At 43.9% G+C, this 18,928-nt stretch carries 20 protein-coding genes; 9 read left to right on the top strand and 11 right to left on the bottom strand.

The features are described from left to right. Positions 1 to 80: 80 nt before the first annotated feature. The 4 genes from ptsI to cysZ all read right to left on the bottom strand — a co-directional run bounded on the left by ptsI (position 81) and on the right by cysZ (position 4,380). The gene (gene ptsI / locus F7Y48_RS03490) at positions 81 to 1,805 is read right to left on the bottom strand and encodes a phosphoenolpyruvate-protein phosphotransferase PtsI (RefSeq protein WP_005393100.1); all 1,725 of its coding nucleotides are present in this window, start codon (positions 1,803 to 1,805) and stop codon (positions 81 to 83) included. A 140-nt stretch (positions 1,806 to 1,945) separates the two neighbouring features. Further along, complete coding sequence (locus F7Y48_RS03485; protein WP_005382043.1) at positions 1,946 to 2,203, bottom strand: HPr family phosphocarrier protein; 258 nt, start codon at positions 2,201 to 2,203, stop codon at positions 1,946 to 1,948. Between the two features lie 300 nt (positions 2,204 to 2,503). After that, the gene (gene cysK / locus F7Y48_RS03480; protein ID WP_005382045.1) at positions 2,504 to 3,472 is read right to left on the bottom strand and encodes a cysteine synthase A; all 969 of its coding nucleotides are present in this window, start codon (positions 3,470 to 3,472) and stop codon (positions 2,504 to 2,506) included. Between the two features lie 164 nt (positions 3,473 to 3,636). Continuing rightward, a complete protein-coding gene (gene cysZ, locus F7Y48_RS03475) occupies positions 3,637 to 4,380 on the bottom strand; it encodes a sulfate transporter CysZ (protein ID WP_025998633.1) in 744 nt (247 codons plus the stop codon). Between the two features lie 251 nt (positions 4,381 to 4,631). On the opposite strand from cysZ, the gene zipA reads away from it, so the two are divergent. From zipA to F7Y48_RS03460, 3 genes are all read left to right on the top strand, one after another. Beyond that, positions 4,632 to 5,588, top strand: a complete 957-nt coding sequence (gene zipA, locus F7Y48_RS03470) for a cell division protein ZipA (RefSeq protein WP_074191002.1) — start codon at positions 4,632 to 4,634, stop codon at positions 5,586 to 5,588. Positions 5,589 to 5,678: 90 nt separating this feature from the next. Beyond that, entirely contained in the window at positions 5,679 to 7,691 is a 2,013-nt protein-coding gene (gene ligA, locus F7Y48_RS03465) for an NAD-dependent DNA ligase LigA (protein ID WP_316681034.1), read from the top strand. Positions 7,692 to 8,201: 510 nt separating this feature from the next. After that, positions 8,202 to 9,611 (top strand): hypothetical protein, encoded by a 1,410-nt coding sequence (locus F7Y48_RS03460; RefSeq protein WP_006742721.1) that lies wholly within the window; start codon positions 8,202 to 8,204, stop codon positions 9,609 to 9,611. A gap of 338 nt (positions 9,612 to 9,949) precedes the next feature. Here F7Y48_RS03460 and F7Y48_RS03455 read toward each other — a convergent pair whose 3' ends face one another. The 6 genes from F7Y48_RS03455 to F7Y48_RS03430 all read right to left on the bottom strand — a co-directional run bounded on the left by F7Y48_RS03455 (position 9,950) and on the right by F7Y48_RS03430 (position 15,108). Next, positions 9,950 to 10,129 (bottom strand): hypothetical protein, encoded by a 180-nt coding sequence (locus tag F7Y48_RS03455; RefSeq protein WP_074191004.1) that lies wholly within the window; start codon positions 10,127 to 10,129, stop codon positions 9,950 to 9,952. A gap of 324 nt (positions 10,130 to 10,453) precedes the next feature. Further along, positions 10,454 to 10,915 (bottom strand): NfeD family protein, encoded by a 462-nt coding sequence (locus F7Y48_RS03450; protein ID WP_012842052.1) that lies wholly within the window; start codon positions 10,913 to 10,915, stop codon positions 10,454 to 10,456. 3 nt (positions 10,916 to 10,918) lie between these two features. Further along, on the bottom strand, positions 10,919 to 11,836 hold the full coding sequence (locus tag F7Y48_RS03445; RefSeq protein ID WP_005393087.1) for an SPFH domain-containing protein: 918 nt from the start codon (positions 11,834 to 11,836) through the stop codon (positions 10,919 to 10,921). Positions 11,837 to 11,991: 155 nt separating this feature from the next. Continuing rightward, the gene (locus tag F7Y48_RS03440; protein ID WP_048626123.1) at positions 11,992 to 12,846 is read right to left on the bottom strand and encodes a co-chaperone YbbN; all 855 of its coding nucleotides are present in this window, start codon (positions 12,844 to 12,846) and stop codon (positions 11,992 to 11,994) included. A 479-nt stretch (positions 12,847 to 13,325) separates the two neighbouring features. Beyond that, entirely contained in the window at positions 13,326 to 14,153 is an 828-nt protein-coding gene (locus tag F7Y48_RS03435) for an SDR family oxidoreductase (protein ID WP_182036760.1), read from the bottom strand. Between the two features lie 40 nt (positions 14,154 to 14,193). Then, positions 14,194 to 15,108 carry a TIGR01777 family oxidoreductase gene (locus F7Y48_RS03430; RefSeq protein ID WP_258508222.1) on the bottom strand — a complete coding sequence of 305 codons (915 nt, stop codon included), beginning with the start codon at positions 15,106 to 15,108 and terminating at the stop codon, positions 14,194 to 14,196. 252 nt (positions 15,109 to 15,360) lie between these two features. Here F7Y48_RS03430 and F7Y48_RS03425 point away from each other — a divergent pair, with 252 nt between their 5' ends. The 6 genes from F7Y48_RS03425 to yfcE all read left to right on the top strand — a co-directional run bounded on the left by F7Y48_RS03425 (position 15,361) and on the right by yfcE (position 18,596). Then, positions 15,361 to 16,095, top strand: coding sequence for a DUF1538 domain-containing protein (locus tag F7Y48_RS03425; protein WP_046874270.1), 735 nt, complete (start codon positions 15,361 to 15,363; stop codon positions 16,093 to 16,095). Further along, positions 16,092 to 16,883 (top strand): DUF1538 domain-containing protein, encoded by a 792-nt coding sequence (locus F7Y48_RS03420; RefSeq protein WP_047009540.1) that lies wholly within the window; start codon positions 16,092 to 16,094, stop codon positions 16,881 to 16,883. Before F7Y48_RS03425 ends, F7Y48_RS03420 begins: the two co-directional genes overlap by 4 nt. After that, complete coding sequence (locus tag F7Y48_RS03415; protein WP_167426810.1) at positions 16,873 to 17,223, top strand: P-II family nitrogen regulator; 351 nt, start codon at positions 16,873 to 16,875, stop codon at positions 17,221 to 17,223. The genes F7Y48_RS03420 and F7Y48_RS03415 overlap by 11 nt, the downstream gene beginning before the upstream one ends. Then, positions 17,220 to 17,627 (top strand): CBS domain-containing protein, encoded by a 408-nt coding sequence (locus F7Y48_RS03410; protein ID WP_005393075.1) that lies wholly within the window; start codon positions 17,220 to 17,222, stop codon positions 17,625 to 17,627. Before F7Y48_RS03415 ends, F7Y48_RS03410 begins: the two co-directional genes overlap by 4 nt. A 149-nt stretch (positions 17,628 to 17,776) precedes the next feature. Then, on the top strand, positions 17,777 to 17,986 hold the full coding sequence (locus tag F7Y48_RS03405; RefSeq protein WP_005393073.1) for a hypothetical protein: 210 nt from the start codon (positions 17,777 to 17,779) through the stop codon (positions 17,984 to 17,986). Between the two features lie 64 nt (positions 17,987 to 18,050). Continuing rightward, positions 18,051 to 18,596, top strand: a complete 546-nt coding sequence (gene yfcE, locus F7Y48_RS03400) for a phosphodiesterase (RefSeq protein ID WP_301576937.1) — start codon at positions 18,051 to 18,053, stop codon at positions 18,594 to 18,596. A gap of 39 nt (positions 18,597 to 18,635) precedes the next feature. Here yfcE and F7Y48_RS03395 read toward each other — a convergent pair whose 3' ends face one another. Continuing rightward, positions 18,636 to 18,914, bottom strand: coding sequence for a SelT/SelW/SelH family protein (locus F7Y48_RS03395; RefSeq protein ID WP_005382088.1), 279 nt, complete (start codon positions 18,912 to 18,914; stop codon positions 18,636 to 18,638). Positions 18,915 to 18,928: the final 14 nt, after the last annotated feature.

Below are 18,928 nucleotides of genomic sequence, written 5' to 3'. Positions count from 1 at the left end.
TAGTATACCAATATAGCGCATTAGACGACTTTTTTCGCCGTCTAATGGCCATTAAGTATTGAATTACTTGGTACTACCGATTACTGAGCTTTCTCAGCAATAAACTTTTCTACCACTGCTTCGATTTCTGCAGCTGTTGGTAAAGAAAGGGCTTCTTCAGCCATTGCTTTCACTTCTGCGAAGTTAGAGTTACGAACTACTTTCTTCACTTTAGGGATTGAAATGCCGCTCATTGAGAACTCGTCCAGACCCATACCTAGAAGTAGAAGCGTTGCACGCTCGTCACCTGCAAGCTCACCACACATACCAGTCCATTTACCTTCTGCGTGAGAAGCGTCGATAACTTGCTTGATCACGGTTAGTACTGCTGGTGATAGTGGGTTGTAAAGATGAGAGATCATCTCGTTACCACGGTCTACCGCTAGCGTGTACTGAGTTAGGTCGTTTGTACCGATAGAGAAGAAAGATACTTCTTTCGCTAAGTGGTGTGCGATCGCTGCGGCAGCAGGAGTTTCAACCATAACACCGATTTCGATGTTTTCGTCGAATGCGTGGCCTTCAGCGCGTAGCTCTTCTTTGTACTCTTCGATCGCTTTCTTAAGCTCACGGATTTCTTCGACAGAGATGATCATTGGGAACATGATACGCAGTTTACCGTGTGCAGACGCACGTAGGATGCCACGTAGCTGATCACGAAGGATTTCACGACGATCCAGGCTGATACGTACAGCGCGCCAGCCTAGGAATGGGTTCATCTCTTTTGGAAGATCCATGTATGGGAGATCTTTATCGCCGCCGATATCCATAGTACGGATGATCACAGCTTGACCGTTCATTGCTTCTGCAACTTCTTTGTACGCTTGGTACTGTTCTTCTTCAGTTGGTAGCGCAGTACGGTCCATAAATAGGAATTCAGTACGGTACAGACCAACACCTTCACCGCCGTTACGGAGGATACCGTCACAGTCTTTCACTGTACCGATGTTACCGCAAACTTCTACACGGTGACCGTCAGTCGTTTCTGCGTGCAGGTCTTTCAGTTTCGCTAGCTCTTCTTTTTCAGCTAGGAATGCCGCTTTAACCGCTTTCGCTTCTTCTAGTTCAGCTTCTGATGGGTTAACAACAATCTTGTTGTTCATCGCGTCAAGAATCAGCATATCGCCATTCTTAACTTTTTTCGTGATGTCGTTAGTACCAACGATAGCTGGAAGCTCAAGAGAGCGAGCCATGATTGAAGTGTGAGATGTACGACCGCCGATATCACAAGCAAAACCAAGTACGTAGTCTAGGTTAATTTGTGCCGTTTCAGATGGCGTTAGGTCGTAAGCAACTAGGATAACTTCTTCATTGATGTCGCTAAGCGAAACAATGTTGATACCCAGTGCGTTTTTCACAAAACGAGAACCGATATCGCGGATGTCAGTTGCACGTTCTTTTAGGTATTCGTCATCTAGTGACTCAAGAGCACATGCTTGCTCTTCGATAACTGAGTGGATAGCGTGATCCGCTGTCATCTTGTCGTTTTTGATAAGTGCTAGGATCTCTTCTTCTAGCTCTTCGTCTTCAAGAAGCATAATGTGACCTTCAAAGATCGCTTCTTTTTCTTCACCAAACGTTTCAAGCGCTTTTTGCTTGATAGTTTCTAGCTGAGCTGCAGATTTGTTACGAGCGTCGAAGAAACGCTGAACTTCAGCTTCTACTTGATCGTCAGAAATAGTGTTTGTGTTTAGGACAATTTCATCTTCTTGAAGTAGTAGTGCTTTACCGATTGCAATACCAGGAGATGCTAGGATGCCTGAAATCATAGCCTTACCTTAAGTTTGGTCAACTTTATAAAACGGGAGAATAATGGGTGCGCTAACGAATAGTTTTAGCTTAGTTTTGAGCCTATTTCCAACGAAGCCATTTTGCTTTCACAAAATGGCTTCTGGAGTAGGAGACCGGATTAGTGTAGTTGGTCCATTAGAGCAACTAGGTGGTCAACTGCTTGCTGAGCTTGTGGGCCTTCAGCAGAAATAGTTACTTGAGTACCTTTTACTAGGCCTAGTGTTTGTAGTTTGAATAGGCTCTTAGCGCTAGCGCTTTTACCGTTAGAAGTCACAGTGATGTCTGCGTCGAATGCTTTTGCTTCTTTAACAAACTGTGCAGCTGGACGAGTGTGAAGGCCGTTTTCTGCTGTGATTTCTACTTGCTTCTCGTACATGTGATATACCCCAATAAATGTATTTTTTTGTTAGTTTGTGACTAGATTTTAGCTTAACTGCTTTACATCTTGTGCGCTAGCACGGGAAGAGTTCAAAGCGCGTCAGTTCTGATACTAGTCAAAAGTTTGGTAACTACGCAACTGTTTGCGTGCGTAATCACTTTGAAACCTTTTTGTGTTCTGCTTCTTTATTTTGAAGCTAGAAATAAAACACCCTGATATTACCAAAGGTAGGGCAGGGATCAACAAAAAAGCCCCTAAACGGGGCTTTTTTAAACTAAAAATTGATTTGAACACATATTATTGTTGGTTCTCTTTTTCGGTAAAGATACCTGCAAAGAGTGCTGTACTTAGGTAACGCTCACCTGAACTTGGTAGAACGGTTACAATTGTTTTTCCTTCAAATTCAGGGAGTTCTGCAAGTCGGTTGGCTGCAACAACAGCCGCGCCAGATGAGATGCCAGCTAGGATACCCTCTTCTTCCATTAGGCGACGAGCCATCTCAATCGCTTCTTCTGAGGTGACTTGCTCAACACGGTCAATAATGTCTAAATCGAGGTTACCTGGGATAAAACCAGCACCGATACCTTGGATTTTGTGCGGAGCAGGTTGGATTTCTTCTCCAGCAAGTGCTTGTGCAATAACTGGAGACTCTGCTGGCTCAACTGCGACAGAAGTGATGGCTTTGCCTTTTTCACCTTTGATGTAACGGCTTGTACCTGTGATAGTACCGCCCGTACCGACACCAGCAACGAATACGTCGATTTCACCGTCTGTCGCTTCCCAAATCTCAGGGCCCGTAGTCTTTTCGTGGATCTCTGGGTTCGCAGGGTTGTCAAATTGTTGAAGAAGTAGGTACTTCTCAGGGTTGCTTGCTACGATTTCTTCTGCTTTAGCAATCGCCCCTTTCATGCCTTTCGCCGCTTCAGTCAGCTCAAGGTTAGCGCCCAGTGCTTTAAGTAGCTTACGGCGTTCTAGGCTCATTGATTCAGGCATGGTCAATGTTAGCTTGTAACCGCGAGCGGCCGCTACGAATGCTAGAGCAACACCTGTGTTACCACTGGTAGGTTCTACAAGCTCTACACCTGGCTTAAGAAGCCCCGCTTTCTCTGCTTCCCAAATCATGTTTGCACCGATACGGCACTTAACACTGAAGCTAGGGTTACGCGCTTCAATTTTCGCGAGAACTTTGCCTTTGCTTACTTTGTTTAGACGAACGAGAGGTGTATTACCGATAGTAAGAGAGTTATCTTCGTAGATTTTGCTCATAGTGATGTTCCTTCATTACACGTTGTGTGAATATGGATAGAAGAATATGCGGTATGAAAAAAAGGGAAAAGGATTAAAAAGTTATATCTTATTAGGTTGGCCCAGAACTTGATAAAAGAAAAGGGAAAAGCTGGCGCTGATCCCTTTCCTTAATCTCTAATCGACTATCGTTGGTGCTTAAACTCCGCCACCCACATAGCGGTTGCGCCACATATTGCTACAGGCATGACAATGAGGTTCAAAATTGGGATCGTCGTAAACACAGACACCAATACCCCAAAGCCATAGGCCTTACCTTGCTTTTGTTTCAATTTGTAACGCATGTCGTTAAATGGGATTTTATGGTTATCAAACGGGTAGTCACAATATTGAATCGCGAGCATCCAAGCGGTAAAAATAAACCATAAAAATGGGCCTACTGTTTGCCCAAGGGCAGGGATGAGCAATAATAGGAATAGGCCTATTGCTTTAGGTAAGATGTAAAGCAGCTTTCTCCATTCACGAGCTAAAACGCGAGGAACATCTTTCAGAACGGCAGTGAATCCATCATCATTTACTTTTTGTCCCGTTAAGTACTCTTCCACTTTTTCAGCTAAGAGGCCATTGAATGGCGCGGCGATAAAGTTCGCGAGCGTGCTGAAAAAATAGGAGAAGGTAGCGAGTATCGTCAGAGCGAGTAAAGGCCAAAGAATGTAAGTTAACCAGGATAAAAACTCAGGCAGCTGCCCAATCCAACCTTCTATCCATATATTAAGGTTTGAAAATAGATAGAAGATGGCACCACCTACAAGCAAGATATTTGCAAGTAGAGGTAAGATGACAAAGCGCCTGATTTTAGGGGCAAGTGCCAATTGTATCCCGTATAGAAAATAACCGAACCCGGTTCTCTGCTGATTGTTTTGCTTCATGTCTATTTTGGCTTCGTGTAAATGAAAACTCATTGTACCTGTGAGGACTTTTCTTTCAATGCCCTGACAAATGACGTCTTGTTAAGTGGAATCGTGGCAAGAATCACAACAAAAAACGGAACTTCTTGCATTAAGTTGTTCTAAATCTACATATAGTTTTGGTAAAGTAAACGTATCATTCAGATTTATTGCACTTGGGTTGCTGCTCAAGGAACTGCGAGTAGTAAAAACAAGTATATTGAGAGTAAATAATGCAGGAATTGCGATTCGTACTCATTGTTGTTGGCGCATTAGCCATCGCGGCATTGCTGTTTCATGGTTTGTGGAGCAGTAAAAAAGAAGGCAAAGCAAAGTTTGGTAACAAGCCGCTTGGTAAGCTGGATGTTGACCAAGGGGACAAAAATGATCTTGTCGAGAAAGAACGAGACTTCGCTCCCGCTCCTGAAGATGACTTTGAGATCATTCGTAAAGATCGCAAAGAGCCAGATTTTGGGATGGCGAGTTCTTTCGACAACAAGTTTGAATCTGACCCGTTATTCGGTGGTCCTTCTGAAGTAAAACAGACGCAGCAGGAGCCAGATGACATCCCTTCATTTGTTGCAGAAAAAGATAAAGAAGAGGACGTTGAGCCTGTTGTTCAAGCACCAGTAGCTGAAGAGCCATTCCAGCTTGCTGTGGAAGAAGAAGCTATTCCCGCCGCGTTTGATATTACTGAGAAAGAACAGCAAGTCGAAACGGTTAGTGAGCCTGTCGTTGCAGAGCCTAAGGAAGAGCCAAAGCCAGAACCTGAAATGCAAGTGATTGTATTGAATGTGCACTGTGCGGGTGAAGAGCCATTTGTTGGTACTGCTTTATTTGAAAGTATGCAACAAAACGGCTTAATTTATGGCGAGATGGATATTTTCCACCGTCATGTCGACTTGTCCGGTAACGGCAAAGTGTTGTTTAGCGTCGCTAATATGATGCACCCTGGTACGTTTGAGCATGCTGATCCTGCTGAGTTTACAACGAAGGGTATTTCATTCTTCATGACATTGCCTTGTTATGGCGAGGCTGAACAGAACTTCAACTTAATGCTCCGAACTGCGCAGCAAATTGCTGATGATTTAGGTGGCAACGTTCTTGATGACCAGCGTAACTTAATGACGCCAGACCGTTTAGCGTCTTATCGACGTCAAATAGTTGAGTTTAATGCCGCTAACGCATAATCTTAACAGCAAATAATAATAGGGCTCCGGATGGAGCCCTTTTTCTTGGATTTCCCAACCTCACCGATTGAAAATACACGGGGCTTTACTATGTCTGAATCAGTACTTCAGCGATTAGAAGAACTAAAAGAGTCGTTGCATTACCACGCTGTGCGTTACTACGTGGAAGATAACCCAGAGATCCCTGATGCCGAGTACGACCGTTTAATGCGAGAGCTCCTGGATATTGAAGCTGAGAACCCTGATTTAATTACCGTAGATTCACCAAGTCAACGTGTCGGTGGACAACCTCTCTCTGCGTTTAGCCAAGTGACACATGAAGTACCGATGCTTTCGCTTGATAATGCGTTTGATGACAGCGAACTTGATAGTTTCCATAAGCGAGCACAAGAGCGGGTGAGCAGTCAGAGTGTGAAAGAATACTGTTGTGAGCCGAAATTGGATGGACTCGCAGTTAGTTTACTGTATGAGAACGGAGTGTTAGTACAGGCGGCAACACGAGGTGATGGCACTACCGGCGAGAACATCACAGAGAATGTTCGCACGATTAAAGCCATTCCTTTAAAACTCAGAGGTAATGACTGGCCAAATCGTCTTGAAGTTCGTGGTGAAGTCTTTATGCCGAAAGCTGGGTTTGAAAAGCTCAATGAATTAGCAAGGAAGAAAGGCGAAAAAATCTTTGTCAACCCACGTAACGCTGCGGCTGGTAGCTTACGACAATTGGATTCACGCATTACGGCTTCTCGTCCGCTTAGCTTCTATGCATACAGTGTGGGCGTGGTGCAAGGCGCTGAATTGGCGGCAAGTCACTACGAACGCTTCTTGCAAATTAAATCTTGGGGATTACCAATGTGCCCGGAGACCAAGCGAGTTGAAAGCTTGGCAGATGTAAAAACTTACTACCAAGATATCTTGCAGCGTCGTGATGCCCTTCCTTATGAGATCGATGGTGTCGTCATTAAAATTGACGATATTGCCGTGCAAGAGCGTCTTGGATTTGTTGCTCGCGCTCCACGTTGGGCGATTGCCTACAAATTCCCGGCTCAGGAAGAAATGACGACGTTGAATGAGGTGGAATTCCAAGTCGGTCGTACTGGTGCGATTACACCTGTTGCTAAACTAGAGCCTGTATTTGTTGGCGGGGTAACGGTAAGTAATGCGACGCTTCATAACGCAGATGAGATAGAACGTCTGCAAGTTAAGATCGGTGATCACGTTGTGATTCGTCGAGCGGGTGATGTTATTCCTCAAGTCGTTTCTGTCATCAAAGAGCGTCGACCAGAAACAGCGCGAGATATTATTTTTCCAACTCAGTGTCCTGTTTGTGGTTCGCATGTTGAACGGATCGAAGGAGAGGCGGTAACACGTTGTACGGGTGGCTTAGTTTGCCAAGCCCAACGTAAACAAGCGCTAAAACACTTTGTGTCTCGTAAAGCGTTAGACGTTGACGGTCTAGGCGATAAAGTGATCGAGCAACTTGTTGACCGTGAGATGGTGAAAACTCCTGCTGACTTATTTAAGTTATCTGCGGGGATTTTAACGGTATTAGATCGCATGGGGCCAAAGTCTGCGCAGAACATTGTGAATGCGTTAGAAAAATCAAAAGAGACAACGTTACCTCGCTTTTTGTATTCGCTTGGGATTCGTGAAGTTGGCGAGGCAACCGCCGCAAACCTAGCAATGCACTTTAAAACGTTGGAAGCCATCCAAAATGCTAACGAAGAGCAGTTAATTGAAGTGCAAGACATCGGTGCTGTGGTTGCTCAACATATTACGACTTTCTTCAGTGAAGAGCAGAACCAAGCAGTGGTTAAAGATTTGCTTGAACAAGGCATCCACTGGCCAGAGATTAATACTACTGAGCAGGTAGGGGAGCTACCGTTAGAAGGTAAGACGGTCGTATTGACAGGAACACTTTCTCAATTAGGTCGCACAGAGGCTAAAGAAGCCCTCCAATCCCTAGGTGCAAAAGTGACAGGTAGTGTTTCTAAGAAAACGGATATTTTGTTTGCTGGTGAAAATGCAGGCTCGAAGTTGGCAAAGGCACAAGAACTGGGTATCGAGATCAAAACAGAACAAGACTTACTCGAGTTGATGAATTAAGTCTCATCAAAAAAGCTAAAAAATAACTAAAGGCCCGACATGGTAAGCATGTCGGGCTTTTTTTTGCCCATAATTAAGAGCTTTTTTATTGAGTTTTTTATGCTTTTTATCTTTTCAGTGATCAAGATCTCCCATTGAATTATTAAGGTTTTTTACTTCTTTAGTCTGCGAGTGACTTCAAGTTGGAGTTCTAGGGTGTGATTTAAATTATTGATATTTAATGTTTAACTGTCTTTTTGTGTTGGTGTTGTTAAAAGTAAGATCTGGATCAACAACTTATATGGAACTTTGGACTGGCTCATATTTTTTTAGAAAAAAAATAAGTTCCGTTTGGATGTTTTTAGCTGCGAAGTTAGTCTTAATCACGTGGATACACGGTGTGTATGCAGGAACTAAAAAAAGCCAAATTAGAAATAATGAGGTTTGATCAGGAATTTACTTCTCTCCTTCGGCGGCCAACTAAAGGTGAGATAGAAAAATACAGCTATATCCATTTTTAGGAGTTTTTCCATGGACAAATTTTTTAAGGTTTCAGCGTTAACCGCAGCAATGTTTGGTGTTGTTGCTGTTGCTCCAGCTACAGCGTCTACTGAAAGTGCAGCAGGTGGCGAGTACGTAGAGAAAGTGAACGAATTTATGCAAGACTCTAGTCTTAATGCATTATTTCTAGTTGATACTCGTTCTCGTACTCGTACAACAGGTAAGCCTGGCGGTGAAAACGGTGACCGTTGGAGTCGTCTAAACTACTCTTCTTACAACGCAATTTTAGACTTTACTTCTGGCTACCATGATGGTTGGGTTGGTGCAGATGTTGCGGCTTACTATTCTGGCGACCTTTACAACGATAGCCTTTACAATTCAAACGAAGGCTACCTATGTAACGAAATTTCAACTTGTAACAACCTAGACTGGGGTGCAGGTGATGGTCAACAGCTTAAAGTTTACAAAGCAGCACTGAAGTTCAAAGCAAACGAAAGCTTCAACGCGCGCTTTGGTATGCTACAAGCGGGTGGTAACGGTACTATTGGTAACGTTTGGAGTTTCGTACCTGGTACTTACCGTGGTTTCGAACTGAACGCTAAACTAGGTGATTTCAACCTAAGCTACTTTGGTGCAGACCAATTTACAGCACCTTGGCTACTTCACGAAGATGACTACGCGCCAGCGCTTTGGTCTGATACTTCATGGAGCTACCTACACTCTCTAGGCCTAAACGGTAACCTAACTGACAGCTTGTTTATGCAACTTGGTTTGGGTCAAGCTACTGGCGTTCAATATGCAAATGGTATCGACTGGGGTGCAGGTCAAGTAACTAGCTACCACAACGAAACTGACAACACTTCTTACAAGGCTTACTTGAAGTACACTGTGAGTGACCGTACAACTCTAGCATTTGATTTCTACGGTGTTGACGATGATGTGAAATACGATGGTCTAGGTTTCCACACTGGTCTATCTTTGAATCAATCTTTCGGCAAGCTAGCTTGGATGTCTGAGCTACGCTACACAGACACAGACAACCGTGCTGACTTCGTTCCACGTACAATTCATACTTACGGTATGAACAACGGTACTTGGTCTCAGTGGTGGGATGCACTGTCTGACTGGAACAAAGCGGGTGAGCTAGCGTGGTACAACCGTCTATCGTACAACCAAGGTAACGGCTGGAACTACTACCTAGGCTTTGGTTACGGTACTGGTGCTGATTCTGCAGCAAGCGGTGCATCAGGTGACTGGGATTACGAAAGTGAATACGCAGTTAACGCGACAGTATCTTACTCTCTACAGAGTGGCGCACTGAAAGGTTCTACGATCCGTCTACACGGTACAATCCTAGAGCGCGATGAGTACGCTGGTGCTGGTGATGCGGATGAAACAGACCTACGTCTACAAGTTCTTATCCCTTACAGCTTCCACTAATACTTAGTGAGATGATAAAAAGGAGCCGCTAGGCTCCTTTTTTATTTTACTTCTCGACCATCATATATTTTGCAATATAACGGCGGTAACATATGCACGTTACCGTTTGGTAACTCACACTTTATCTCTGGGGCTAGCGTACGTCCACCTGAAGCACCATTGGCATGAGTAGTTAATGGAGCTAGGGCAAAACATGCTAACAATAGACCAGCTAAAAATCTCATAATCATCACCTTAATGTAGACATTGAATATCTACTTGCTTGGGTAAATAATGACTTTACTGAAAAGTAAGGTATCAATAGTTTACTTATATCGAACTAACTACTGACTTCTATATTAGTTCCATTCTCCGCCTCTAAATCGACACATTTCACTTGGAATGTTAGTGACATCACCACTTGGCAATTTACATTCGACTATCGGTCCTAAATTAGTTGTACCACCATTTCCGTTGGTGTAGGCAAAGGAAGAAAAAGAAAAGATACCGCATAACATTAAAAAGAGAAGTTTCTTCATAGTACATCCTCTTACTTACCAAATAAAAAGCATTCAACTTAAATGCTTATGCGTTAAGTATGTATGGGGGGGGGGAAAGATCAAAAAATAATTCAATAAAGTTTTATTTTTTAAAATAAATTTAGAAAGATAATTTATATCGATATATTTCTATCTTATTGATTATCGTATGATGAAGAATTAAATAATTGGAAGAAGAGGGTAGGATATTAATAATATTGCTGCTACTTATTTTTTGTTCGATTTTAATTAAATCAATGAAATGAAAGCGGTTGTTTAGATTAAAGTAATGGAGCATAGTTTGCCCCATTACTTTGGCATAAATTACTTAGAATCAGGCTCAATGATTAAAATAATACCATCGATATCTTTTATTTTAACGCGCGTTCCTGCTGGAAGTGCTTGATCCGACTGTGCCGACCACGTGGTATCGGCAACCTTGATACGATTGAGCCCAACAGAAAAGTCCTCTTCAATGGTAAGTGTGCGTCCGATTAACTGCTTATACTTTTGGTTCAGATCTCTTTCTTGGTCTTCTTTCTTGTCTTTAGACCATTGTCGTCGCCACCATAACCAAGTGGTGATTAAGCTGAAACTTGCAAAGCAAAGCCATTGTAATTGCCAGCTCATTGGCAAAACGGTCATTAGTGCCCCAACGATAAGTGCAGAAACTCCGAGCCAGAGAAAATATCCCGCCGTCCCAAGTAGCTCTACCGCTAGAAGTGCAAAACCGAAGGCTAGCCAATGCCAGAAAGAGACGCCTTCCAGCAAACTGAAAAAGTCCATAAGTTATTCTTTATCTTGTTGTTTAAACATCTCTGCTATCCCAGCAACCGAGCCCATTAGTCCGGTCGCTTCTAATGGAAGCATAATGATTTTGCCGTTTTCGGCTTGACCAATGCTTTTGATCGCTTCGGTATAGCCCTGAGCAATGAAGTAATTGACGGCTTGCATATCGCCTTTGGCAATAGCTTCAGAAACCATATAAGTCGCTTTTGCTTCTGCTTGTGCGGCGCGTTCACGAGCTTCAGCATGGAGAATAGCAGACTGCTTTTCGCCCTCAGCTTTTAATATCTCCGATTGCTTATGACCTTCAGCCTTTAAAATTTCAGCTTGGCGTACCCCTTCTGCTTCGAGAATCTCCGCACGTTTATTTCGCTCGGCTTTCATTTGAGCATTCATCGCCGCCGTTAGATCGGATGGTGGCTGGACATCTTTTATTTCAATTCGTGTGACTTTTACACCCCATGGGTTGGTGGCTTGGTCAACAATTGCCAGCAGCTTGGAGTTGATCATGTCACGCTGACTCAGCATTTCGTCCAGCTCCATTGAGCCTAAAACGGTGCGGATATTGGTGAGAGTTAAATTTCTAATGGCATGTTCCAAATCGTTGACTTCATAAGCCGCTTTGGCAGCATCGATGACTTGAACAAATCCGACGGCATCAATAACCACGTTAGCGTTGTCTTTTGAAATAACTTCTTGCGCTGGAATATCAAGAACGCGCTCCATCATGTTGACTTTTTGCCCTATCTTATCAACAAATGGGATGATCAAGTTTAAGCCGGGTTTTAGCGTATGGGTGTAGCGTCCGAAGCGTTCGACTGTCCAGTTATTTCCTTGCGGCACCGTCTTAATGGCTGAAGATAAGATAACTACAGCAAGAACGACGAAAATACCGATGGTAATCAGTGAATCAATTGGCATGAGTTATTCCCTTAAGTGCATAATGTCCGATTCATTTTTACCTATTTATAGACAATAGACAATTGAAGTTCTGAGAACCTTAAGAGGTTATTGGTTTTTTATATAACAAAGGCCGGAATATCCGGCCTTTAGTTGAAGTTTCGCTTTTCAGCGAGTTAGTACAGAATCGAATACAGCTGACGGCGATATTTGCTTGCTAATGCGTTGCCTTGACCTAGCGCGCTGAGAATATCCATAAAAGTCTTCTTCACTTCACCGTCTTGGGCGCCCAAGTCTTTTTTAAGAATATTCCACAGCAGTTCCAGCGCTTCTTCATCACGACCCACTTGGTTGTACTGTACCGCCAATTCACAAGCAAGTTCGAAGTTTGCCATGTCTGCTGCGTATGCTTGTTCTAGTCGTTGTAACTCAGGGCTATCTGCAGCCTGCAAATGCAGCTCGAGCTTGGCTATTAGACTCTTGTAGTAGTTATCTTGATACTCAAGAGGGATAGCGTTCAGTAGCTCTTGGGCTACATCAAATTGTTTGGTTTCTAATAAACAATCAGCCATCGCGAGTTTCACATCGCCACGCTCTTGCAGTTCTGGCGGCAAAGTGTGGATGATGCTTAAAGCCTGAGCATGTTCACCTTGCTGAAGAAGTTCACTGACTTGCTTTAATAGCTGTTCATCTGGGCTTGGCAAATGCTTTTGTAGCATGGTTGCAATGGCATCAATTGGCTGAGGGCCACCCAATCCATCGACGGCTTGACCATTTATAAACAGCGCGATAGTTGGCAATACTTGCACACCAAATTGAGACGCTAGAGCCGGCTGATCTTCACAATTTAATAAAGCAAGCGTAAATGCACCGTTGTACTGTTGAGCAAGAGATTGCAACTCAGGGAGTATCTGTGCGCTTTCTGGTTGAGCATTGGCCCAAAAGTGGATCAGAACGGGCGTGTTCATTGATCCTTCAAGAGTTTCGCGAAAGTTCTGTTCTGTTATCTCAACGATAAATGGGGATTGCATCAGAGTATCCTTGCTTTGTGTCTTGTCGTTGATAATAGATATGGAGTTGATTTAAGGGAAATTCAAGCGATGGTTGCTAATCGTCATCAATAATGAATCATTCTATTTTGTGAAAGGATGCGGTAAGAGAATAGTGTTACTGCTGAATAGGTGTAAGGCAAAAAGAAAACGCTGCCGAAGCAGCGCAGTTCTAATGCTATTTGTTAGTGCGGTATCAAAATAGGATGAACATGGTCAACACTACACCCACACTAAGCCAGTTAAGCTGATTTAATGTCATTGTTGCCTCGCAGTAGTAAAAACATTGCTACAAAACGTAATGGGTGGCGATACCAAATCTAAGCAACTCAATCACTTTAGGCGAAAGAATCCCCGCTGAATTGCGTAGAAATTGATTCGTTTGCTCGAGGTTTTTTTAACCTACATGCTCATAATGACATCACATTGTTACGATGAAATTACATTGTGACAAAACTTTTTTATGCAGCTTGTCGCAAAATTTTATCAAGCACACGGGTTGGTAATAACCTTTTCAAGACTGCGAATAATTTAGTCGGCGTAGTAATTCGATAGCGAATTTTAGGTGAAGCGCTAGTTAATGCATGAAGAACAGGTGCGACGCAGGACTCTGCAGGTAAAACAAATCGATTATTAGATTTGTCTTTGTTGAGTCGCTCTCTTTGTCCTTCATAGGCGAGGCGGTGAGGGCTGGATTCAATATCAATCCACTTCTCGAAGGCTTTTAATGCATTATTTCTAAATTGAGTTTCGATAGGCCCAGGTTCTATCAATGCCACTTTGATATTCGTATCCGCAAGCTCTAGCCGTAGTGTGTCAGTCCAGCCTTCTAGGGCAAACTTTGACGCATTGTAGGCGCCGCGGTACTTCATTGCAGCAAAGCCAAGAACAGAACTGTTTTGTATTATGCGTCCTTCGCCTTGTATGCGCATGTGAGGAAGCACTTCTCTGACTAACTGGTGCCAACCAAAAAAGTTGGTCTGAAATTGAGCTTGAAGAGCCTCGGTGGGCAAGTCTTCCAATGCACCGGGCTGGCCATAGGCACCATTATTGAACACGGCATAAAGCTTACCCTCTGCTAGCTCTAATGCTTGCTTCACGCCCGAAGAAATACTTTCAGGGCTGTTTAGGTCTAGCTTGATGCAGGTTAGCCCTTCATTAATTAGACGTTGGACATCTTGCTCTTTCCTACAAGATGCTATGACATGAAATCCCTCGTTTTGCAGGGCGTGAGCGCACACGTAACCGATACCGGTTGAGCAACCCGTAATAAGAATCGACTTTTTCATAAATTAAGCCTCAAGAAACATTGAATGAGGTCATCATTCATCAGCTCCGGTCATGAAGCAAGTGCTTGAGTGCTGGCTCTATTCTGGAGTAGCTAAATTTGAAGCCAAGTTCGGTGAGCTTTTTGGGTTTTGCTCTCATGCTATCGAACAATAAGCAGGAAGATTCACCCATTAGGAGTTCCATTGCCCATTTAGGCGTGAACAAGATATGTGGTCGTTTGAGCGTTTTTGCCAACGTGCCGCTAAAGATACGGTTAGTCACAGGGTGAGGTGCGCACATATTGAACGCACCGTGGGCATGTGGTGTTTCAAGCAAGTACATGATGGCGCGGACCATATCCAGAATGTGAATCCAAGGCATGTACTGGTTACCGTTCCCGAGCGGGCCGCCTACGCCAAGTTTGTAAGGTAAGAGCATTTTCGCCAAAGCCCCGCCATTAAGGCCGAGTACTACGCCAGTTCGCAATAGACAAACACGTGTTTGTTCAGACTCTGCGCGTTTGGCTATTTGCTCCCACTTGGCACAAACCTCGTGAGGAAAGTCTTCACTGTTAACATGCAGGCACTCATCAAACGGATGGTCTTGTTGATCGCCATAGTAACCAACGGCCGAGCCACTAATAAAAACAGCGGGAGGTTCTGTGCTGGCGTGGATCAGCTCAACGATTTGTTCGGTAATTTTCCAGCGACTTTTACAGATTTTTTCTTTCTGCTCGCTGGTCCATCTTTTATCTGCGATAGGCTCACCCGCAAGATTAATTATGGCATCAATGTGATTGAGGTCGGCGAATGACTCAAGCGAGTCAAGGTATTCGATATTACCCAAATCAGCGTGTTGGAGGCGTTGTTTTGCTTGCTCCGGAGAGCGTGTAAGTAGCAGAACTTGGTGAGTGGATAGCAGCTTGAGCAACTCCGAACCAATAAACCCGGTGCCACCTGTGAGTAATATCTTCATGTTATCTCTTTGAATGTACACGTATTAGAACATTATAGTCGTTTTGTGCTGAGCTTGATCATCTCAACACTATTATTTCTAGGATAGTGGCAAGCCTGTAGCGAGGCTACTGACTTCACATATTGAAAAAATGTAACTAAATGTTATGCATGGCGCTAATTCGTTCACGGTAGGAGAACTAAATCTATGCCAGACTAGAAACATCGCTACCGGAACAAGCGTAATCAGTTTGCACCATCAAGGAGGATAGGTATGGAAGCATTTGTTGCTCTTTTTCGAGCGCTCCTTAATAGTGCTCGTGATCTGCTACCCATCGTTGTTGTTATCACTTTTTTTCAATTAGTTGTTTTGCAAGAGCCACTTCCTAATCTCATCTCCATTCTTTTTGGCTTATTGCTTGTGGTTTTAGGGTTAACGTTTTTTATTTTTGGTCTAGAGCTTGGTCTTTTTCCTATCGGAGAGAGTATGGCTCAAGCCTTTGCAAAAAAAGGCAGCGTGTTCTGGTTGTTAGTTTTTGCGTTTTGTTTAGGCTTTGGCACCACGATCGCCGAGCCTGCATTAACGGCCGTAGCAGAAGAAGCATCAGAAGTTGCGGCAGAAGGCGGGATGATCACAAACTCAGAGCAATCCATGCAGGATTATGGACAAGGGCTACGAGTAACGGTGGCACTTTCTGTGGGGATCGCCATCGTTATTGGCGTTCTGCGCATCTTAAAAGGGTGGCCAATTCATTACATGATCATCGGCGGCTACGTCGGCGTTGTAGTCCTGACGTGGTTTGCACCTGAAGCCATTATTGGCGTTGCTTATGATTCTGGAGGTGTGACGACGTCGACTATCACCGTGCCTTTGGTCACTGCACTAGGGGTTGGTTTAGCATCGGCGATTAAAGGGCGCAACCCCATGGTGGATGGTTTTGGTTTGATCGCTTTTGCCTCGCTGCTACCGATGATGTTTGTGATGGTTTACGGAATGGTCGTAACATGATTTCAATTGAACATTTCCTAGACACTTTATTATCGACCGTTCGAGATGTCATTCCCATCGCCAGCATTATTTTTGGTTTTCAGTTAGCGGTGTTAAGGCGTCCAGTTAACAACCTTAAGAAGGTTTTGCTTGGCTTTTTTTATGTGATTCTTGGGCTCGCTCTTTTTTTGCTCGGATTAGAAATGGCTCTGTTTCCGCTTGGAGAGACCATGGCCGTGCAACTGACGGCGCCGGAATTTTTACAAGAGTTTAAAGTCTCTGTGGGAAAAGCCTTAGTGTGGGTCGACTACTATTGGGTGTATACCTTCGCCTTTTTTATCGGTTTTAGTACCACGATTGCTGAGCCTTCTCTCATAGCCGTAGCGATAAAAGCAAACCAAGTTTCTGGTGGCAGCATCAGTATTAACGGCTTACGCGTGGCCGTTGCATTTGGGGTAGCCATTGGCATCGCGCTAGGGAGCTATCGGATTGTTGTCGGTGACCCTATTCACTATTACATCATTGCGGGTTACATCGTGGTTGTGATTCAAACGTTTTATGCGCCAAAGCTTATTGTTCCACTCGCCTACGATTCTGGAGGCGTCACGACTTCTACTGTCACTGTTCCGCTTGTAACCGCACTAGGACTGGGGCTTGCTTCTACCGTCCCAGGAAGAAACCCAATGATTGATGGCTTTGGCTTGATCGCTTTTGCCAGTCTGTTTCCTATGATCTCTGTGATGGGCTATGCGCAAATAACCCAATGGCTGAATAAAGATGTCTCGGAGGACGAAGAAAATGCGCTTTAAATTGATACTTGCGTTTGTTGAAGACAGCAAAACAGACAAGGTACTGGACGCTGCTCGCGAATCTGGCGCGACTGGTGCGACGGTGATTAATAACGCTCGTGGACAAGGTTTAAATCAAAAGCGAACGTTTTTTGGCTTAACGCTGGAAGTACAAAAAGATGTGCTGCTGTTTGTCGTTGAGGAGCACCTTTCTCGACACATATTAGAAACCATCAATGAAGTTGGTGAGTTCGACCGAGAGTCGGGGCAGGGCATTGCTATTCAGATCGATATTGAGGATGCAGTCGGTGTCGCGCATCAAGTAGAGACGTTGACCAAAGTGGTCGAGGATGAGTTATGAGCAGTCAAACGATAATTAGAGTTCGAGATGTAATGGCGGCTACTTATGTCATGGTTGATGGGCTAATGACAGTTTATGAAGGCATAACGTTGGCTAAAAAATACCAAGTCAAAGCGCTGGTGGTGAAAAAGCGAGATGACAACGATGAATATGGCATCGTCTTGATGAATGATATCGCCAAAAAGGTGCTGGCGAATAATCGCTCTCCACAGCGCACGAATATTTATGAGATCATGACCAAGCCCGCTTTGTGTGTCGACCCTGATATGAATGTGAAATATTGTGCGCGCCTATTTGAACGATTTGGCATTAGCCGAGCTCCTGTCATTGAAGATGGGGAGGTCATTGGCATGGTGAGTTATAACAATATTGTCATTAATGGCATGGTGCGAGAAGAAGTGTAATAGGTTGATATAAATGAAAAATCAACGCATTTTTTCTCAAGTCAGCGACTGTTACAAAGAACTAAAATATTTAATATATGTTAGGTTGCATATGTGTTAATTCACCATTATTCTTTGCGCCCTAAGTCTATTGTCGAGGAATTTGTATCATGCCTTTAGTCTCTTGCCCTGTGTGTGAGAAACAAATCTCAAAGCGCGCTCACGCATGTCCAGGATGCGGAGAGCCAGACCCGCTGCACCACCTAGCTAAGTCAAAATTTATGTCGATGGTGTTTTGGATACTGGTGTTGGTTGGAACTGCGTATGCCGCATGGTTCTATATTTTGCCTATGGTCATTGAATCATTGCGCTATCAGTAGTCGTTGGTTGAGCTGTCATAAAAATGCCGTAGAATGACCTCGTACTTTGTGAGGAGACGATGTCGTGAAACTATTTTTTGCCTCAGATCTGCATGGCTCTTTGCCAGCAACTAAAGAAACTATTGAGCTATTTTTAGCCTCTGGTGCGGAGCACCTGATTTTGTTGGGGGATACGCTAAACCACGGGCCAAGAAACCCGATTCCAGAAGGTTACAACCCACCGCAGGTGGCGGAGCTATTGAACCAATACAGTGATCAAATTATATCTGTGCGTGGTAACTGCGATAGTGAAGTGGACCAAATGCTATTGAAGTTTCCAATGATGATGGATTACTCGTGGGTGCTACTTGAATCTGGCAAGAGAATCTTTTTGACTCATGGTCACTTGTACAACTCTGAAAAACGGCCGCCACTGCGTAAAGGTGATATCATCGCCCACGGTCATACGCATGTTCCTGTCGCAGAGATGCAAGATGGAGCCATTATATTTAACCCAGGCTCGATGACATTTCCACGTAATGGTTTACCAAGAAGCTTTGGTACTTTAGAAGACAATACGCTAACGGTAAAAACGCCAGAAGGCGAAGTCTTAGCACAAACCATGATTTAACGGTTTTACTGAGTAAAAAAATAGGGAGCGAATTGCTCCCTATTTTGTGTCTGAATGTCCTAAATCGCGTTCTGGGTCGATAATGTCTCTTACGCGCTGTTTTAGCACCTTTGCTTCAGGAAAGCCGCTGTCTTTTTTCCGTTCCCAAATTTGCTGGCCATTACAGAAAATTTCGAAGCGACCACCCGTATCTGGGTGTAAGCTGATCGTTTCTATTTCTTCGCTAAAAGTATGCAGTAGTTCTTGCGATAGCCAAGTTGAACGCAACATCCAGTTGCATTGGCGGCAGTAATAAATATCAATGATTGCTTTATCCATGAAACTTTCCTTTT

The sequence above is a fragment of the Vibrio sp. 2-1-2a genome, from assembly GCF_032648565.1.
In the GTDB taxonomy this organism is placed as follows: Bacteria; Pseudomonadota; Gammaproteobacteria; order Enterobacterales; family Vibrionaceae; genus Vibrio; species Vibrio diabolicus.
This window is presented reverse-complemented; position numbering and strand designations above follow the sequence as displayed.

Coding starts and splice junctions, on each gene's coding strand:
- ptsI (WP_005393100.1), bottom strand. CDS start 1,805: ATGATTTCAGGCATCCTAGCATCTCCTGGTATTGCAATCGGTAAAGCA.
- F7Y48_RS03485 (WP_005382043.1), bottom strand. CDS start 2,203: ATGTACGAGAAGCAAGTAGAAATCACAGCAGAAAACGGCCTTCACACT.
- cysK (WP_005382045.1), bottom strand. CDS start 3,472: ATGAGCAAAATCTACGAAGATAACTCTCTTACTATCGGTAATACACCT.
- cysZ (WP_025998633.1), bottom strand. CDS start 4,380: ATGAAGCAAAACAATCAGCAGAGAACCGGGTTCGGTTATTTTCTATAC.
- zipA (WP_074191002.1), top strand. CDS start 4,632: ATGCAGGAATTGCGATTCGTACTCATTGTTGTTGGCGCATTAGCCATC.
- ligA (WP_316681034.1), top strand. CDS start 5,679: ATGTCTGAATCAGTACTTCAGCGATTAGAAGAACTAAAAGAGTCGTTG.
- F7Y48_RS03460 (WP_006742721.1), top strand. CDS start 8,202: ATGGACAAATTTTTTAAGGTTTCAGCGTTAACCGCAGCAATGTTTGGT.
- F7Y48_RS03455 (WP_074191004.1), bottom strand. CDS start 10,129: ATGAAGAAACTTCTCTTTTTAATGTTATGCGGTATCTTTTCTTTTTCT.
- F7Y48_RS03450 (WP_012842052.1), bottom strand. CDS start 10,915: ATGGACTTTTTCAGTTTGCTGGAAGGCGTCTCTTTCTGGCATTGGCTA.
- F7Y48_RS03445 (WP_005393087.1), bottom strand. CDS start 11,836: ATGCCAATTGATTCACTGATTACCATCGGTATTTTCGTCGTTCTTGCT.
- F7Y48_RS03440 (WP_048626123.1), bottom strand. CDS start 12,846: ATGCAATCCCCATTTATCGTTGAGATAACAGAACAGAACTTTCGCGAA.
- F7Y48_RS03435 (WP_182036760.1), bottom strand. CDS start 14,153: ATGAAAAAGTCGATTCTTATTACGGGTTGCTCAACCGGTATCGGTTAC.
- F7Y48_RS03430 (WP_258508222.1), bottom strand. CDS start 15,108: ATGAAGATATTACTCACAGGTGGCACCGGGTTTATTGGTTCGGAGTTG.
- F7Y48_RS03425 (WP_046874270.1), top strand. CDS start 15,361: ATGGAAGCATTTGTTGCTCTTTTTCGAGCGCTCCTTAATAGTGCTCGT.
- F7Y48_RS03420 (WP_047009540.1), top strand. CDS start 16,092: ATGATTTCAATTGAACATTTCCTAGACACTTTATTATCGACCGTTCGA.
- F7Y48_RS03415 (WP_167426810.1), top strand. CDS start 16,873: ATGCGCTTTAAATTGATACTTGCGTTTGTTGAAGACAGCAAAACAGAC.
- F7Y48_RS03410 (WP_005393075.1), top strand. CDS start 17,220: ATGAGCAGTCAAACGATAATTAGAGTTCGAGATGTAATGGCGGCTACT.
- F7Y48_RS03405 (WP_005393073.1), top strand. CDS start 17,777: ATGCCTTTAGTCTCTTGCCCTGTGTGTGAGAAACAAATCTCAAAGCGC.
- F7Y48_RS03395 (WP_005382088.1), bottom strand. CDS start 18,914: ATGGATAAAGCAATCATTGATATTTATTACTGCCGCCAATGCAACTGG.